Annotated in this window: 13 protein-coding genes; 1 reads left to right on the plus strand and 12 read right to left on the minus strand. The window is 52.6% G+C overall.

What is annotated here, in order from left to right; all coding sequences use genetic code 11:
• Positions 1–8: 8 nt before the first annotated feature.
• The 8 genes from P1U47_RS15430 to dksA form a co-directional block, all read right to left on the minus strand.
• Entirely contained in the window at positions 9–689 is a 681-nt protein-coding gene (locus P1U47_RS15430; protein ID WP_301030105.1) for a deoxynucleoside kinase, read from the minus strand.
• Complete coding sequence (folK, locus tag P1U47_RS15435) at positions 667–1,170, minus strand: 2-amino-4-hydroxy-6-hydroxymethyldihydropteridine diphosphokinase (protein ID WP_301030106.1); 504 nt, start codon at positions 1,168–1,170, stop codon at positions 667–669. Before folK ends, P1U47_RS15430 begins: the two co-directional genes overlap by 23 nt.
• Positions 1,167–2,546, minus strand: a complete 1,380-nt coding sequence (gene pcnB / locus P1U47_RS15440) for a polynucleotide adenylyltransferase PcnB (protein ID WP_301030107.1) — start codon at positions 2,544–2,546, stop codon at positions 1,167–1,169. The genes folK and pcnB overlap by 4 nt, the downstream gene beginning before the upstream one ends.
• A 381-nt stretch (positions 2,547–2,927) precedes the next feature.
• On the minus strand, positions 2,928–4,388 hold the full coding sequence (locus P1U47_RS15445) for a sigma-54 dependent transcriptional regulator (protein ID WP_301030108.1): 1,461 nt from the start codon (positions 4,386–4,388) through the stop codon (positions 2,928–2,930).
• A 64-nt stretch (positions 4,389–4,452) separates the two neighbouring features.
• Entirely contained in the window at positions 4,453–7,434 is a 2,982-nt protein-coding gene (locus P1U47_RS15450; RefSeq protein ID WP_301030109.1) for an ATP-binding protein, read from the minus strand.
• Positions 7,424–7,600: a hypothetical protein gene (locus P1U47_RS15455; RefSeq protein ID WP_301030110.1), complete on the minus strand. Its 177-nt coding sequence runs from the start codon at positions 7,598–7,600 to the stop codon at positions 7,424–7,426. Before P1U47_RS15455 ends, P1U47_RS15450 begins: the two co-directional genes overlap by 11 nt.
• Before the next feature lie 112 nt (positions 7,601–7,712).
• Positions 7,713–8,588: a tRNA glutamyl-Q(34) synthetase GluQRS gene (gene gluQRS, locus P1U47_RS15460; protein WP_301030111.1), complete on the minus strand. Its 876-nt coding sequence runs from the start codon at positions 8,586–8,588 to the stop codon at positions 7,713–7,715.
• A 38-nt stretch (positions 8,589–8,626) separates the two neighbouring features.
• A complete protein-coding gene (dksA, locus tag P1U47_RS15465; protein ID WP_008251300.1) occupies positions 8,627–9,064 on the minus strand; it encodes an RNA polymerase-binding protein DksA in 438 nt (145 codons plus the stop codon).
• A gap of 217 nt (positions 9,065–9,281) precedes the next feature.
• On the opposite strand from dksA, the gene P1U47_RS15470 reads away from it, so the two are divergent.
• On the plus strand, positions 9,282–10,442 hold the full coding sequence (locus P1U47_RS15470) for a pyridoxal phosphate-dependent aminotransferase (protein WP_301030112.1): 1,161 nt from the start codon (positions 9,282–9,284) through the stop codon (positions 10,440–10,442).
• Here P1U47_RS15470 and P1U47_RS15475 read toward each other — a convergent pair.
• Genes P1U47_RS15475 through bcsB form a run of 4 tightly spaced genes read right to left on the minus strand, consistent with a single transcriptional unit; the run spans position 10,433 to position 18,022 of the window.
• On the minus strand, positions 10,433–10,873 hold the full coding sequence (locus P1U47_RS15475) for a group III truncated hemoglobin (protein WP_301030113.1): 441 nt from the start codon (positions 10,871–10,873) through the stop codon (positions 10,433–10,435). The two genes, P1U47_RS15470 and P1U47_RS15475, sit on opposite strands and share 10 nt — an antisense overlap.
• A gap of 38 nt (positions 10,874–10,911) precedes the next feature.
• Positions 10,912–14,649: a cellulose synthase subunit BcsC-related outer membrane protein gene (locus P1U47_RS15480; protein ID WP_301030114.1), complete on the minus strand. Its 3,738-nt coding sequence runs from the start codon at positions 14,647–14,649 to the stop codon at positions 10,912–10,914.
• Positions 14,640–15,782 (minus strand): cellulose synthase complex periplasmic endoglucanase BcsZ, encoded by a 1,143-nt coding sequence (gene bcsZ / locus P1U47_RS15485; RefSeq protein ID WP_301030115.1) that lies wholly within the window; start codon positions 15,780–15,782, stop codon positions 14,640–14,642. The genes P1U47_RS15480 and bcsZ overlap by 10 nt, the downstream gene beginning before the upstream one ends.
• Positions 15,779–18,022, minus strand: coding sequence for a cellulose biosynthesis cyclic di-GMP-binding regulatory protein BcsB (gene bcsB / locus P1U47_RS15490; protein WP_301030116.1), 2,244 nt, complete (start codon positions 18,020–18,022; stop codon positions 15,779–15,781). Before bcsB ends, bcsZ begins: the two co-directional genes overlap by 4 nt.
• Positions 18,023–18,033: the final 11 nt, after the last annotated feature.

Below are 18,033 nucleotides of genomic sequence, written 5' to 3' on the forward strand. Positions count from 1 at the left end.
GACGGTGCTTAAAAAAAAGTGGGGTTAAAGTAATGGCGACCGCTGCGAATTTCCAGCAGATATTGCAATAACTGCTCATATTGCTGGTCATTATGGGCAAAATCAATTTCTGCGGCGTTAATAATGAGCAGCGGCGAGTCTTGGTAGGAGTGGAAATACTCGCTGTAGGCGCCGTTAATTTTCTCTAGGTAGTCTATATCGATATTGCGCTCAAAATTTACGCCGCGCTGGTGGATGCGCTCGCGCAGGGTTTTGGCCGGTGCTTGCAAATAAATCACAAGGTCGGGGGTGGGTACATCGACTTGGACCTGCTGGTAAACCTTGCGGTAGAGCTCAAGCTCGTTAGCATCAAGGGTGATTTGGGCGAATAGCGGGTCTTTTTGAAAGACAAAGTCGGCGACGTGGGTTTGTTCAAATAAATCGCTTTGGCGCAAATCGCTGAGCTGCTGGGCGCGCTGAAATAAAAAGAATAGCTGGGCAGAAAGCGCCGCGTGGCGTTGGTTTGCGTAAAAACGTGCCAGAAAAGGATTGTCTTCGGCCTTTTCTAAAAGCAGGTGGAAGCCTAGAGATTTGGCTAAACGGCGCGCTAAGGTAGTTTTGCCAACGCCAATTGGCCCCTCAACCGCAATAAAGCGGGGTGGTTTGTGAGGGTTGATAATCGGCTCGTTAACGAGGTTGTGATTCGTCATTGCTGTTTAAAACCCACAGAGTATCAGTGTCTTTAAAGTCTAGGTTTAAGCTGTCGCCGAATACGGACTGTAACAGCTTTTGAGGCGCAATATCGCATAGCGGACGCAGCACAAAGTCGCGCTGATGCATGCGTGGATGAGGTACGCAAAGCAATTCATTATTAATGCGCTGCTGGCCGTAGAGTAAGAGGTCGAGGTCGAGGGTGCGTGGCCCCCAGTGTAATTCGCGGCGGCGCTGATGCAGGGCTTCAATACCTTGCATGGCGAGCAGTAATTGCTCGGCCGTTAAGTCGGTGTCGATAGCGGCGGCGGCATTGACGTAGTTGTCTTGCTGGCCCGGCCCGACGGCTTGTGAACCGTAGAGTTTTGAGTTTTCAATGAATTGGCAGTTGGGCAGGGCTGCCAATTCATTGAGCGCGCTTAAAACGTGCTGCAGCGGATTTTCGAGATTGCTGCCCAGGCCAATATAGCAACGAATCATCGCGGTTTGCGAGGTCCGCGCCGGCGACGAGGGTTGCTGCGGGGCTTTTCGCTAGCAGGAACTTGGCTGAGCATGGCGCCGCGGGTGTCGACGTGGGCTTCTTGGAATGCCAGCCACCACTGTCCGAGTTCGGGTTCTATTTCGCCGGCTTGCTCGCGCAGTAGTAAAAAGTCGAAGCCGGCGCGAAAGTAGCGGTGCTCCAATAGTTGCTCAGGGCGCTTGCCGGAGCGACGGGTTAGGCGGCACTGCAGTTCCCAGATGTCGCGCATGGGCAGCGAGAAGCGCTTGGGTATGGCAACGGTTTGCTGTTGCTTATGGAGCACCCGCTCCGCGGCTTGATGCAGTGCGGCGATTTCGGGTGCGCCAGATGCCATTATCTCTTGGTGAAGGTGTTTTACCATTGGCCACAAGATAACTGCGTAGATAAAGGCTGGGGTAACGGGCTTGCCTTCGGCGATGCGGGCGTCGGTGTTAATCAGGCCCTGCTTGATAATTTCTTCTGCCGCAGGCTCTCGCTGGTTGAGCATTTTTTGGGTGGCGGGGAAGAGCGGTGCAAATAAGCCATAGCGCTGCATTAGGGCGTAGGTGTGCAGGCCTTGACCCGACATAAACAGCTTGATGACTTCGTCAAACATTCTTGCTGCGGCGATATCGCAGAGCAGCGGCGCAAGGCGCGTAAGTGGCTCTTCGCTGTGGCGTTCAATATCGAAGTCAAGTTTGGCGGCAAAGCGCACCACGCGCAGCATTCGTACCGGATCTTCTCGGTAGCGGGTCTCTGGATCGCCGATAATGCGGATAAGCTTGTTCTTGAGATCTTGCATGCCGCCGACAAAGTCGTAAACACTGAAGTCGCGGCTAGAGTAATACAGCGCATTGATGGTGAGGTCGCGGCGTGCGGCATCCTCGTCAACGGAGCCGTAAACATTGTCTCTGGTCAGCATGCCCGATTCGGTTTGCGCGGAGTGCTTATTGCGCTGGGGGTTGCTGGCTGGCGCGTCGTGGCTGCCGCGGAAGGTGGTGACCTCGATAATTTCGCGGCCAAAGCGGACGTGAACAATACGAAAGCGTCGACCGATGATGCGGCTGTTGCGAAACACGCCGCGAACTTGTTCGGGAGTGGCGTCGGTGGCAATGTCAAAATCTTTGGGCTGGCCGCCAAGGAGTAGGTCGCGCACGCCGCCGCCAACCAAAAAGGCTTCGAAACCTTCTTCGTTGAGTCGGCGGATGACTTTCAGTGCCGCATCGCTGATGTGTTTGCGCGACACGCAGTGTTCGTCGCGGGGAATAATGGCCACTTGGTGTGCGGAGCCTTGGCTGGATTTGGAAAATTTGCCGGTTAGCTTTTTCCACAGCCCGGTAACGGAGCTTGATGTCATTGAGTTTAGGGGTCGGCCGTTAGTTTGGAAAGGCGGTATTCTAGCACAGGGATTTAGGGTGTGCGGGAAATGCTCAGGGGGAATTTTCGGTGTTTCTAAAATGAAGAAGGGGAAAACAATGTCTTCCCCACCCAGGTCTCTTTGCTATTATATTATTATTATTGTTTCTCTTTTATTATTATTATTTTGTTTTCTTATTGTTGTTTGACAGTAAAGAGAGCATATGCCGTGCCAAGTTATGAAATTCGTTGTTTTTCAGTGTGTTAGGTATTTTCCCTGTTGTGGAAAGCCCTTACATATTTGTGAACTGTTACCTTACTATACGCCCTTTGTTACATTTCCTTGCTTGGGGTAACGATGGGCGTAATGCTTAAACGGTACTTAAGCATTGCTTCTAGTGGCTACCTTTTTGCGCGGAATTCCTAAGCGCTGACGACGTTCCCACAGGCATTTGCGGCTGACCCCAAGTTTTTGGGCAAGCTCGGTTTCGCTCATTGAGTCCTGATGTTCTAAAACAAAACGCTGGAAATAGTCCTCTAGCGACAAATCTTCGCTGGGATCATTATTGCTGCGGCTGGGTTTGCTGCGGCTGTCTTTGCGCTCTACGCCTGTGCTGCTATTGGTGGAGCGATTTGTGAATTCACTGCCTCGGCCGCGAATTTGGCTGATATCGACAAGTTCTAAGTCGATATCAAGGAGCTCATTGTCTATTTCTTTGCTGTCGCAGAGTATGACTGCACGCTCGATGGCATTTTCTAGCTCGCGAATATTGCCCGGCCATATATAGGTGGTGATGGCCTGAATCGCTTTGGGGCTAAAATGCATTAATGGTTTTTTCATTTTCTCGCAGCGATGCTTAAGCAGGGTTTCGGCCAGCTCGAGAATGTCCTTGCCGCGCTCGCGCAGTGGCGGCAGCTCTAGCTTCATTACATTGATGCGGTAGTAAAGATCCTCTCGGAAGTGTCCGGCGTGGGCCATCTCTTTGAGGTCGCGGTGGGTCGCGCAGATCAATCTAACATTAACCTTGCTCGACTCTACTGAGCCAATGCGGCGAATTTCATCTTCTTGTATAAACCGCAGTAGTCGCGCTTGGGCCTCTAAGGGCAGTTCGCCAATTTCGTCTAAGAATAAGGTGCCGCCATCGGCGGCTTCAATTAAACCGATCCGGCTGCTGTTAGCGCCGGTGAATGCGCCTTTTTCATAGCCAAACAGTTCAGATTCAATCAGTGACTCAGGTATTGCCGCGCAGTTCACGCAGATGATGGGTTTGTTAACCCGTGTGCTTTGATTGTGAATAGCCCGCGCTACCAGTTCTTTACCGGTACCGGTTTCGCCGTGAACAAGGACGGTGGCATCGGTGGGCGCGGCGCGACGAATATGGTCGTAGAGTTGTTGCATGGCCTTGCAGCTGCCTATCATGCCGTTGGCGTCGGCAATTTGCTTGCGCTGGCTGCTGCTGGGCTCGGGGCTGCTACCGGCGGGGGGCTTTTCGCTGGCGGTGCTGTTAATAATGCGTTCTACAGTCTCGAGCATCTCGTCGTGGTCGAAGGGCTTGGCAATATAATCGATAGCGCCTTTTTTCATGGAGTCGACAGCTGATTTGAGGCTGGCGTAGCTGGTCATGATGAGTACCGGCGCGTCGGTTTTACTAATGAGGTCTGTGCCTGGAGCGCCGGGGAGCCGTAAGTCGCTAATAATCAGGGCGTAGTCGTTGACATTGTAGGTGCTTAGGGCCTTTTGAACAGAGTCGGCCTCGTCTACCTGATAGTCATTGCGTTCTAGCAGGCGACGTAGTGCGACGCGGATGACGTCTTCGTCTTCAACTAAAAGGATCTTGGGCATAATTCTCTCCGTTGCTTGCATACGGCCAGCGCGTCGGCTTATTCAGCCGGACAACATAACGCGATCAGCCGATTATTTCTAGGGTGGCCTTGGCCGCCTCGCTGTCGATCAGATTGAGATGGATATGTATTCGGGTGCCATTGCCGCCAAATTCGGGGACGGGGCTTTCAATGCTGATATCGCCGCCGAGATCGCCAATAATGCTGTACACCAGCGCCAAGCCAAGGCCAGTGCCTTTGCCTGGCTCTTTGGTAGTAAAGAAAGGTTCAAAGATTTGATCTTGCAGTTTTTCGTCGATGCCAGTGCCGTGGTCAGTGACCATGATATGGGCTGAGTTGTCATCTCGCGTAGCGTCAATGGTGATCATGCTGTCTTCGGGGCTGGCGTCGCGGGCATTCGATAGTAGGTTAATAAATACCTGCATCAAGCGCTGAGTATCACCGGCCACCACGATGTCGCTGGGGCAATTATTGTTGTAGTGAATATGGCGCGCCTGCTGATCTAGGCTGAGTAATTGCACTGCCTCCATTACGCAGTCGCGCACAGTGACCGCCTCAAAGGCTTGGGTGGGGTCTTCGCGGCCGGTGTGGGCAAAGTTGACCAAGCTGTGCACAATACTGCTGATGCGCTGGGTCTGTTTTACGATTTGCGAAGCCGCCTCTAAGGTGTCGGGGTTGTCGCTCTCAAAGCGCAAATTCTGGGCAAGACAGGCGATACCCGTAACGGGATTGCCAATTTCGTGGGCGACACCCGCGGCAAGGCGGCCTATTGATGCTAGTCGTTCCTGATGGGTTAACTCGTTTTCTAGCAGTTGGGTGTCGGTGATGTCTTCCACTACCACGATCAATTCGTCGCGGCCCAGCATTTGCGATTCAGTGCGGTGCAGGTTTAGCCAGCGCAGGCCTTTATTGGTTTCAACGCTAAATTTGCTGCGGTGTAAATCGCTGCTGGCCAAAAAACTGAGCAGGCAGTTTGCCCAGGGCTCGGGCAAGCCCGTTAATCGCGAGCCTGTAACGGTATTGGACTTTATTTTAGTAATGTCGGCCATGGTGGTATTCCATAGCAGTATCTCTTGGTCGCGGCCTAGTGCGCAGACGCCAATGGGAAGGTCTTCCAGTGTTTGGCGGTGATAGCGACGCAGGCTATCTAAGTCTGCCGCTAGGCCGGTGAGATTGGTTTGATAGCGTTCTAAGCGCTCTTCAATGTAGGTAATGTCCTCACTGCTGCCGATGAGGTTGTCGGTATAGGGTAGGGCGCGGTCTATTACGCGGCGGGCACTGGATGGGCCGATGAGCGAAGATAAATTGACTTCAATGCGATCGCGGATTCGGCGCAGGGCGTATGGCCTCGTTTCTAATTCGTCGAGCTTTAGCTCATCGAGGGCGCGTTTAAATTCTTGGGCGGCGGCGCTGTCGCCCAAGACCTCTTGTAGGCGCAATCGGATTTCGCTGGCGTAATGCAAATTTAGGGTTTGGCGCGTGGGTCGGTTTAGGTCGTCGAGGGTGCACGCCTCGGCTGCGCGGCGCTCTTCGGGAGAGACATCGCTGAGCAGTGAAACAATAATAAAGACTAGGCCGTTTAACGCTAAGGATAGGCTTGTTACCACCACCCAAAACTGATCGTCACTTACGGGATAAATGTAAATATCTTTGAGGAAATTGGGTTGGCTGCCGGTGAACATCGGGACGACAAGGCCAATTGTCCACACTGTAAAACCGGCGCAGAGGCCGCCGATAAAACCGTTGCGATTGGCTCTGGGCCAATACAATACGGCCAGTACCCCAGGTAAAAACTGGAGGCAGCCACTGGCAGAGGTCATGGTTAAATTAGTCAGGCTCTGGGATTCGCCGATCAATTCATAAAAAACAAAACCAACGAGAATGATCACGCAGATTAAAAGCTGGCGGGTCATTAGCAGCCAGCGATAAATGTCGATGTTGCGACCTCTGGGCCGCAGCACTGGCAAGACTAAATGGTTTAAGCACATCGATGCTAAGGCGAGGGTGGTGATGATAATGGCACCGCTGGCTGCCGACAGGCCGCCGAGGTAGATCAATATCGTTAGCCATGGTTTGCCGATTTCCAACGACAAGCCCAGGGCATAGTAGTCGGCGGGAAGGCTGAGCTCGCTAGCGCTCCCTGCCCACAGAATCGGCAGGATGGGAAGGCTCATTATTAGTAGGAATAAAGGCAGCCCCCAGCTCGCTGTGGCTAGGTTTTTACTGCTGGGGTTTTCTGCGAACAGCATGTGAAATATATGCGGCATGCACACCGCAGCGGCAAAAAACATAATAAGCATCAAGCGGTTCACATCGCCAGCTTGGGGTTCGTTAAGGGGCGCTAAGGTCTCTGGTTTGCTGTCTAGCCAAACCTGTAAACCCTCAAAGCTGCCAAACACGACGTAAGTGCTGATAATGCCAATGAGCAGCACGGCAAAGACTTTCACCAAGGATTCAAAGGCTAGCGCGGTGACGAGGCCGCGATGGCTATCTTTTGACGCGAGGTTGCGCGAGCCAAATAGAATGGTAAATACCGTAATAATGAGGCAAAACAGAAAGCCGGTGAGGTTTCGGTAATCACCGCTGCCGCTGTCAATTGAACGGCCGAGGCTTAAAATGAGGGTGGATTCTGACACTGTCTGAATTTGTATGGCGAGCAGTGGCCATACAGCGACCGCCGTAAACACGGTGACTAGCGAACCTACCCAGGAGCTGCGAAAGCGAAAGCTAAGTAAGTCGGCCAGAGAGTTCAGTCGGTAGCTTTTGCAGATCCGGTGCAGTGGTGCCAGTAGTATGGGCAGTAAAATCATCGCAGCGGAGAGGCCAATATAGTAATTCAAAAAACTGTAGCCGTAGTGCTGCGCAAAACCTACCGCGCCGTACACCGCGAAACCACTTGCGTAAATGCCCAGCGACAAAACATAGGTGGCGGGATGGTTGATCAGCTTGGCAGGGAGAAGTTGGCGCTCGGCGGCATAGGCGATGGCAAAAAGCAGCAGCAGGTAGCTGATACCAATAAATAACAGGGTATTGATATCAAAGATCATTGCGGCGTTGCTGACGAAGGCTAAAAAACACAAAAAGAATTATGGCTAGCCACACCAAATGGTGGCGATACCAGAGATTGCTACCCGTGTAGAGCCAGCGGCCCAAGCTGGGCGCGTAAACAAAAGCAAAGGTAACTAATAAGAGCAGGGGAGAATGAATTTGCATGGCGACCGGAACGCGTTCACTGTCGGCTTGATGTTACTGGACGCGCGGGGAAACTGCAAAGAATGTGTCGAAAAGTGATGCTGAAGATTGGCGCGGGATAGTCGCGGGCGGATCAGTGCGCGGGAATTTGCCGACCGGCGGGTATGTCTTGGAGCTGCCAGTGCCCAGCGGCCCAATTAAGTAGCTCGGGAATAGTGTTGATGTGATCAGGGGGCGGGGTTTGCTGCAAATAGCGCAGCGCTAAGCAAAGGTTGTTAAAGGCGTGGCTATCGTCCAATGCCGGCGCAAAGCTCTGTTTGCTGAGCTTGTGGCCATCGTCGCCGACGATCACTGGAATATGGCAGTAGCGAACAAGGGGAAGGCCGAGGGCCTTTTGCAGGTGGATTTGCCACGCGCTGGCATCAAGAAGGTCGACACCGCGCACAATATCGGTAATGCCTTGTGCTGCGTCATCGACCACGACCGCGAGTTGATAGGCATATAAGCCGTCTTTGCGTTTTAGAATGGGATCGCCAATATCTGCCCCGCGGCGAATTTGCGGACCCTGCAGGCGGTCGTTAAATTCCACCGGCTGGTCGCCAATGCGCAAGCGGATGGCGGATTGTTCGGGTTGGCCTAGGTGGCGACATGCTCCGGTGTGAAGTCCATTGCTGGGCGCGAGTTGCCGGCGGGAGCATGCACACCAATAGGCGAGATTAGTGGTGAATAATTGATTAAGGTGCTGCTCGTAGGCGGCGCTGCGCTGGCTCTGCCAAAAAACATCGCCGTCCCACTTTAGGCCATGATTTATTAGACTGTTGAGGATGATTTGCGCGGCACCGGCCTGCTCCCGAGGCGGATCTATATCTTCCATGCGCAACAGCCACTGGCCACGGTTGGCGCGAGCGTCTAAATAGCTGGCCAAGGCGGTAACAAGGGAGCCAATATGCAAGGGGCCGCTGGGCGAGGGGGCGAATCGGCCAATATAGGGGGTGCTAGGGAGTGACATTGGGGGTGTTTGTGGGCGGCGAGCCGCCCAGCAAGATTTTAGCCGCGTTCTTGACGTTCTTTAATCTCGTCTAAGGTTTTGCAGTCTATGCACAGCGTTGCTGTGGGGCGCGCTTCTAAGCGCTTAATGCCAATGTCGACGCCGCAGGTATTGCAGTAGCCGTAGTCGTCTTCATCGATCAGATTTATGGTTGAGTCAATTTTCTTAATCAATTTACGCTCGCGATCACGGGTGCGGAGCTCAAGGCTGAACTCTTCTTCCTGTGTGGCGCGGTCGGCTGGATCAGGGAAATTGGCCGCTTCATCTTTCATGTGACTCACAGTGCGGTCTACTTCTTCCATTAGCTCTGCCTTCCAATTAAGCAGAATTTGGCGGAAGTGTTCCTTCTGTTTGTCGTTCATATATTCTTCGCCCTTTTTTTCTACATAAGGGACAAAGGTTTTCAAGTTTTCAGGTGTGCTCTGTTGTGCAGGCATGGTTGGCCCTCTTTTTTACAAGCCGTTAACCGCAAACCGCGGGCATGCGCGGCGACGCTGTGCCGCCAAATCGGCAAAACTACCAGATATGGCGCTGTTGCGCCACACGAAATTGCGCTTAAAGCCCTGTTGCGGATATTCATTGGGCTGATGTGATGATGTTAAGGCTCCGTGGATAAAGTTACACTCCTGCTTTTGGATCATAGGAATAGTATAGGTGAGTAAATCCTTTGCGCGTCGTTTAGCCGATATTGAACCGTTTCGGGTGGTTGAGGTGCTCACTCGCGCCAAGGCGCTCGCGGCGGCGGGCCGAGATATTATTCATATGGAGGCTGGTGAACCGGATTTTAGCAGTGCCGAGCCGATTATTCGCGCGGCAAAGGCCTCGTTAGACCGCGGTGAAACCAGCTATACCCCCGCGGCTGGCATTCCCGCGTTGCGCGAGGCAATCTCCAATTATTACCGTCAGGATTATGGGCTAGATATATCGCCGAACCGAATCATGATCACCCCAGGCGCCTCGGGTGCGCTGTTGTTGCTGGCGGGGTTATTAATTAATCCCGGTGACGGCATGTTGATGACCGACCCAGGTTATCCCTGCAATCGCCATTTTTTGCGGCTAGTTGAGGGCGAGGGGCAGCTGGTGCCGGTGGGGCCAGAGGATCGTTTTCAGCTCAGCGCAGAAAAAGCCGAGCAGCATTGGCAGGCCAATACCAAGGGCATTATGGTGGCCTCACCGGCGAACCCCAGCGGCGAAATTCTCACCGCGCCGCAATTGCGCGATTTACACAGCCTCTGTGAGCGCAAACACGGTCACTTGATTGTGGACGAGATTTATCACGGCCTGAATTACGGGGTGGATGCGCCGAGTATTTTGTCGATTACCGATCAGGCCTTTGTGATTAATAGTTTTTCTAAATACTTTGGGATGACCGGCTGGCGCCTAGGCTGGTTGGTGGCGCCAGAAGAGGCGGTGCCGGAATTAGAAAAATTGGCTCAGAATCTGTTTATCTCTATGTCGACGATGGCGCAACACGCGGCGCTGGCTGCCTTTGCGCCAGAGACCCGCATTATCCTAAACGCTCGCCGCGATGAATTTGCCCAGCGCCGCGATTATTTGTTGCCGGAACTGCGGAGTTTGGGTTTTGACATTCCTCACTGTCCAGCCGGCGCGCTTTATCTTTACGCCGGTATTAAGCGTTTTAACATGAGTAGTCCAGAATTTTGCCGCTCATTGCTGGAAGACCACGGCATTGCCATTACCCCTGGTGAAGACTTTGGTCGCTACCGAGCCGATGAGCATGTGCGCTTTGCCTACACCACCGGTATGGACCGTTTAGCCGAGGGTGTGGCGCGGCTGCGCAAGCTTTACGGCTGAGGATTGCTGTAAATTTGCACACCAAGCTCGCCGCTACTGTCATCGGCGCGTGCAGCGAGGGCACTTGCCATGGATTGCGCAATTGCTTGGGCGCGCTGTTTCATTGCCTCGCAGCGCGGGCCGCAGAATAAGCGGTCGATACTGTTGTTGAGTAAATACAGCCAGCGGTGAAAGTGGTGTGGGCTCAGCGCGGCACGGTGATGGAGTTCTTGGTGGCGCTTAAATAATTCGCCTTGATAAACCCGTTCAGACAGCAATTGCTGCACCCAGAAATCGGTGACCTTCGGCAGGTGATCTTCGAGTGAGAAGACCATTACGTCGGTAAAATAAAAGCCGATAATATCGTCATTGAGCACGTGCTCGTAGAAATGCCTAAGCAGGGTTTCTATATCGCCGCGATTGCGGATGTCGTGATTGCTGTTGTTAATCATATATTGAATGATTCGGCTCGTTTTGATTACTCGCGTGCTCAGTCGAAATTACTATAGAGAATAGGTGGTTCGGGCGGCGTCCAAATAGCCTGCCAGCGATCCTCCAAAGTGTATTTTGCGTAGAGCATAATATGATTTGGTTCGTAAAAATCGGCGCGCTGAACATCGGCAGCTAAGCCCAAGTACCACCGTTTGCTAATACGCTTTTCAACCGCGGCCTCTGCCGCATAGCCAGCGCCCCCGCCGGAAGAGCTGTTCCCGCCCAGTAAATAAGGTGCATCCTCGCGTGACCATGATCTAGAGACCGAGGCACCGATTAAATAGGACCAATCATCGTTAACGCGGCCGTAATAACGCACGGGAATAGACAGCGAGAGATAATTCTGGGGGCTAAAATAGGCGCCGTGCTGCAATGTGTATTCACTTAAATTTTTTCCGTATTGGAAATGGAGTAAGTTTAGGCCCACCCGAAACTTGCGATCTTCCTGATCAATTACACGATGATAGACGCCACCCAATATACCTAAGCGGGTGTTATCGGCGACGTTTTCGCCTGTCATCAGGTGGTATTGTAAGCTGGCCCAGTAACCATAGGCACCACCGCGATCGATACTCAGCCCGAGCTTGGCGCCGCTGCGAACGACTCCGCCCCACTCTGTACCTGCGTTGTTTGCCGTGGCGGGAACTTCCATGCCAACGTAGGACAAGGTAGTGCCCAGTTCGGGCCGACGCGACACCGCAAGATTCCAGCCCACCGTTGCTAGTTTGCCGCTAATGCCCGCGCCGCCTACTATATTGCTGTTCTGAAAACCCAGCGGGGTAGTGCCAATATCGGCCCACCAGCGATCACTTAGCCAGCCTAGTCCCAGGGCTATGCCGTCGGCAGTGCTACTAAAGGGAATCCGGTTTAGGCTTCCACTTTGAGGGTCTAGATAATTTACGGTACCCGAGTCGACCTTAACAAAATCGGCCCGTGCAATAATATGACCGTCCAAGCTTGGAACCGGCCATTTCACCTCTACTGGGACTTGGCTAGCCTGATCGCGCCCCGCGCGCTTTTTAAAATCTAGCCCGAAAGTAACATGGCCATCATTCCGGTCGCGCAGGGTATCTATTTGTTGGCGCGCACTGCGTGTTAGCCAGTTGTCTGGCGCAGATTGGTATAGCTGTTTTTTTTGAGACTGCTTGTTTAGCGGCGTAGCAGGCGGTTTAGCGCTGGCGCGCAGCAGCACGTTGTAAGCAAGTGCTTCTGTTAATTCTGACTGGCTTTCTTTTGCGCTTAATAGCATCGCCTTGCGGATTTGCATGGCGCTCATATCGTCGCGCTCACGCAGTTGGGTAATGAGCTGGTGCTCAGATTCACGGTCGTTATTGTCGCTGAGTATGGTCAGCAATTGCATTGACTCTGCGGGAGTTAGGTCGGCGCTGATGGTGAGCAAGTTGGCTGCTTGCTGTTGAAATATGGCGCGTTCGTTTATTGCCGCGCTACTGCGGAGTAGCCCGAGTTTGGCCGCAATATAGTCGGGGCCAAGGGATTGGGCTGCGCGGTGATATAAGGAATAGGCGAGCATATGATGCTCATCTTGCTCTGCTTGTTTAGCCCGCGTCAGTTGATAGCGGGTATTTAATAAAGCGAATTGTTGTTGCGCTTGTGGTGATGCGGCGCGTAAGTTGCGGCCCGAATACCACACTGAAAAATCATTGAGTTGTTCAAGTGACAACATCAAATTGCCATAGGCTAATTGTCGTGCCAATGGCCAATCTTGGCTCGGCTTTAACGCGTGATATATCGTTAATGCTCGCGGCTTTTGGTCCAATTCCAACCACGCTTTTGCCAATCGAATACGGGCATCGTCGTCGTTTGAATAATGCTTTGTTAGTGTGTTGAGTTTGGTTTGTACATTGGGGTTGTCAATATCAATGCCCCGCAGGGCAAGATCCAGCTCCAAGCGCAATAAGTTTTGCTGCATTGCCTCGCTGCGTTGCTGCGGGGGTATGCTTCGCAGTTGCTCTACGGCGGCGAGACCTTGCTCTCGAAATGACAAATATAAGGCGTAAGCAAACGTCATCTCGGCAGAGGGTGTGGTTTGTTGCCAATCTGCCATTAACTGGTCGGCGCGCTGGGCTTGCCCCAGCTTGAGTAATTCTTTCGCGAGATCAGCGCGCTGCCATGGCGAGATTGGTTGTAAGGCTAGGGCTTGCTCCACCGCTTCTAATATTTGATCTGGGTCGCCACTCCGTTTAGCAAAGTCGACTTGGGCTTGTGCGATTTGTTGCTTAAGCGCTTTAACTTGTGGGCTGACTGTTTGTTGTTGGGCAGGGCTGAACTCGGCGGCAAGCCGCAGCGCGGCATGGCGCCCACTGCGCAGTTCGCGCAGAGCCAATATGCCGCGCAGGGCTTGCCCATTTTGGGGTGATAGTTTCAGTGCGTATTGGTAGGCAGTCTCTGCCCGCGCATACTGCTTTTGGGCTTTGGCCACATCTGCTGTTGCAATATGCACGTGAACTGAGTTTGGGCGCAGTGCTTGCGCTTCGGCCAGCGTGCTCTCAGCTTGGTGAAATTGTTCCAGCTCTAATAATTGATCTATTTGTTTCAGTAACTTCCAAAAGTGGGCGGTGTCGATCAGTCGCGTCCATTTACCGATCCAGTCTGGGTTTTGGTTGTGCTGTAGCGCCAGTTGGAAATAGCGCTCGGCGGCGGCACTATTGCCCGTTCGCAAATACAACACGCCGAGCCCTCCGAGCACCTGCTCATCGTCTGGCCGGCCTTTTAAGGCATACAGTAATTCTGTCTCGGCTTGGGTGTTGCGCTGCGCGTCTAGTGCAGCCAAGCCTTGCTTGCGCGCTCGATAATAGGGGTCTTTTAATTGCTGACGTTCGGTTGCTAAGCGTTCAGCTGCGTGCCGGTAGCTGTCTTGGATGCTGATGTCGGTGGGGTAGCGCGACGCGAGGGTAGCGTAATCGCGAAGCACCGATGCATCAATGGGTCTTTCGCCCAAAATGAGCAGCCACGAGGCGGCGGCGCGTCTTCCCAAGCCGGGGCCTATTGCTAAGCGCTGAAAAATTTCCACCGCCTGTGGATCTTGTAAGCTGCGCCTGCTGAGGTGTTCTGCCAGCATGAGCTCTATTAGCGGAAAACCTTGGTATTCCTTGTTTAGACGTTCAAGGCTGTTTCGAATGCTGGCCCAGCGTTCAGGTATATGGCCCTCAATATCCATTACCCGCAATTGCAGTCCTAGGGTGGGCATACCATTGGGGAACAGTTCTTTAAATAGCGTAACGGCCTCTTCGCGCCGCCCAGCTGTTGCCAGTAATTGCGCGTGCGACAGTAGCTCCTTTTGTTCTGTCATTGCCCGTAAATACTGTTGGAAATACTGGGTTTGTTTACTTTGAGGGTCGTGCTTTTGCATATCTCGTAAAACAGCATCTGCGTCGTCAAAGCGCTGGTCGGCGATGAGTCGATAGCCGCGATAAAATTTAACGTCGGGATGTGACGGCGATATGGCCTCAAGTTGCGCTAAGGCGTGGTCGAGTAAATCCAAGCGATTTGCCGCTTCGGCGAGGTGCAGTTTCCGACGTAAAATAGTGGTGGCGTCTAGGGTGCCGGTGTCTATAGCCGCAGCTTGCGAGTCTGTGGTTTCAGAGAGCGTTACCGCCATGGCATTTTCGTTACTGGGCGTTGTCTCTATGTTGTCACGAATAAAGAAAAACCAAAGTACAAACGCCAAGCCAATAATTGGCACGGCCCGTAGCAAGGTCATCCAGCTTAATTGCACTGCGCATTCTCCCACGCTGGTAAGAGCGTGCCGTCGAGCGCAAAGCGGTAGCGGTGCTCAATCCAGCCAACACCAAATAGGCTTAGTACGGTGTCGTAATAGCCCCTGCCCCTTGGAATTTCTGCTCTAGCGAGCGCTACTTGCGCGGCTATTTTCGGTGCCTGCTGGTGATAAGTGGGCGACGAGGACATTAGTGGCAGTAACGCCGCCATAAAACCTACTGGGCCGTGTCCGGAACTGCGACCGTCGCGGGTGTCTACGGATTCTGGCGCAGCGCCATTAGCGATAGTTTTTGCTAGCATTGGGGCCATAGCCGTTATTAGATTCTGTTTGTGCGGATGGGTGTCGGCTAGCATTCCGGCCCATAAATAGCTGCGTATCGCTTCATAGCTTCCCTTGCCAGACGTTTGCTTGTCGGTGGCGACGCCTGTTTTTGACACGAGTAACCAGTCAGGGACAAAACCAGACGTTGAAACCATATGATTTAAGTTCGCTGTGGTGCTGGCAATCTCGGCCCAAGGTTGCTGTGGATAGATTTTGGCGAGATAGTCGAGAATGTGCAACGGAGTGTAGCTTGGGTTTATGCGATATGTGTTTTCGGAAGGATTGCTTTTATGGGTAATAAAGCCTGATGGTGCCGGCAATAGTAAGCGGCCTAGGCCGGCAATATTGGCAGTCTCTTCACCCGCGATGCGTCGGGCCATAAGATAGCCAAGGCTCGCATAATAGTGAGAATTCCATAGTCTTCCCGCTTCACTGAGCGTGTAGGCTATCCATAAATCCGCGTCAGCGGCGGCATTGCTATCAATGATGCCGTACTGACCGTTTGCCTTAGCACCCCATAACCACGAGGGCAGTTGGGAGCCTATATCGCCAGCCGCCAAATTTTGGTTGGTCCACATTAGCAATCGATCAAAGCTGTCGCGATCATTGGCAACTAATGCGAAAAACAAGCTGTAGGCTTGCCCTTCAGATGTGGTGATTGGTGTGCGGCCGCTGCGGTCAAGCACACGGCCGTCATCGATATAAGCTTCCCGAAACGCAAGCCAGTCCGGCCACGCGCAATTGCCGTCTGCTGCTTGTAGCTCCGATGCCAGCAGCATCAGCGTAAACGCCAGCAGAAGGGGTCTCATTCGTCGTCGCCTTCCCGCAGACGGCGAGCGGCAACAACCGCTAACAGCCGCCACAAGGTAATGGATATGAGAACAACTAACAGTAGTGCACACGCTGCCAGAATGAATGGATGTTTAGAAAAGTGGTACCAAATCAGTGTTTGCAACGGTAAGTGGCCAACGTAATAGGGTTTTCCCACGTTATAGCTGGCTACTGAGTCGCCGCGAAACAATGCCACCGATCCGTATATATAGGGCATTCTGCCAGGGGTGTTTAGGGAGCGGCTAACGTCGAGAAGGTCTTGGTCTCGGGTGCCGAGCAGCGCAACGATACTGCGCGAATCGTTATATGGCGATTGCATGCCTATTAGTGCGCCAAAAGCGCCGTTGGCATTCACGCTGACTTGTTCAGCGGTGGTCCATGCCTGTGTCTTAGCTAATGGGGAGCGATGCGTGTTACCTAAGTGTTGCGGGCGATCAAAGGAGCGCTGGCTTTTTTTCCACAATAGCGCGGGCAGATCTTGCTCGGCTGATGAGGCGGCCATTGAGGGATCAACGCCGATTGTCAGAATATCTTTGTTCGCCAAGCGGGAGGGCTCCCAGTTATCTAGTAAGACCAAACCAATTCCCGGATATGCGGCACTCGCAGAGAAGTAACCAACGGTTTCTAATAGCGATTGAATTAAGAGTGGACTTGGTGATGGCGGTATAACCACGGCGGTGTCAGACAGGTCTGCCATGCGGGTAAATGGGTAGCCAGCAGTTGCAAAGACTTGCAGGTTGGGCATTTCGATATAGTGTGGGTAACCGCTAAAATCCAGTGTTGAATCTGCTTCGATTATGGCTCGAGGGCTTCCTGCCGGTATTGTCTGGCAGGCGCCTTCATTTACCGCCGCGAAGGCAAAACGAAAATTCATTTGATTCAGGCTACCTACTTGAAACGCTGGAATCCGAATTCGATCGCTGCCGCCCATCAAGCTATCGTCTAAGAGCGGCACTCTTACTCGTTTGGCCTCGCCGTTGATTCCTGTGGTGGTTAGGCTAAATGCCTCTACAAACTGACCGTTGATTGACATGCTAAGGTTTGAATCGTCGCTGTTGCTGGCCGGCGGCGAATAACGGTAGCGTAAATCGAGCGGAATACCGCGGCTTTGCCATGTAAATAGATCTGGCGGAACACGTAAAGACACCGAAATATCGCTGGGCTTACGCCCCTCTACTTGCAGGTCCTTTGGGTCATTAACTAGCTCCCCTAATGTTACGGGGCGGTCGGTTCTAATCCAGTTTGGCGCATCATAGGGCTGGCGCGCTTGAATCTGTTCGGCATTTGTAATGGTCGCAATTGGGCCGCTCATTAATTCTGTGCCCAGTGCTAGTCCTCGTACGGCGGTTAGTAACTGCTCGCTGTCGCGGCCCTGAATGAGTAATAATTTGACATAGGGTTTGTCTGGGTGGTTAATAATTTGGATCGTTGGTTTGTCTACCAGCGGGTAGTCGGCAAGGAAGGCAGGGCGATTGTCATTGGTGAGCATTACGATTGCGTGCTGCTCAGGCGGCTGATTAATTAACACCGGAAAATTGACGCCCCGCCATTTGGCCTGCGAACCGAAATACGATGCTGCTATTGTTGCCGCATACACGGTGTCGAGCTGATACTTTGGGCCAAACACAACGGGTAAGGTAAGTTTGCCAAAATCTCGGTGGTCAAAAAACGGTGCGGGCAAGATGCTTAAATCATTGCTTAGGCGCACTCGGCGGCTATTGAGCACTACCTCACTGGCCTGACTGATCTCAACCCAAATTGAAGGATCGCTGGGGTTCCAGCATTCTTTATCTAAATGGCCAACCAATTCTATTCGTAATTGATTGTAGTCACTGAGGTAGCGCGAATCTAATGGTAGCGTTACGCGGTGACGTTGGCCTTTGTTTTGTTCTGTAATTTGCACCGCGTGTTGCAGCTCACCATTTAAATATATCTTAAGGTGCGAGAGTACTTGGGTGAGTGCCGGTGAGCTGATGAAGTCTAATTTCAGTTCGGCGTCGGTAACCAGTCTATCTAAACGAGAGCCAAAGCCGAGGTAAATGCTGCTTTCACTGCCCTGTACGTCGATTGAATTAGCGAAGCCTAAGCTAGTGAAGGTCATGGTGTTGCTGACTAGGCTCGGGTCTATTTCCTCGGCTTTACTGATGTCCTCAGCAAAACAGAAAGGCGACAATATTATGAACAAGCCCAGTAGCGATAAAATTTTTGCGTTTAGCAAAATTTAACCCT

Origin of the sequence: Zhongshania sp. (assembly GCF_029212375.1) — a bacterium.
In the GTDB taxonomy this organism is placed as follows: Bacteria; Pseudomonadota; Gammaproteobacteria; order Pseudomonadales; family Spongiibacteraceae; genus Spongiibacter.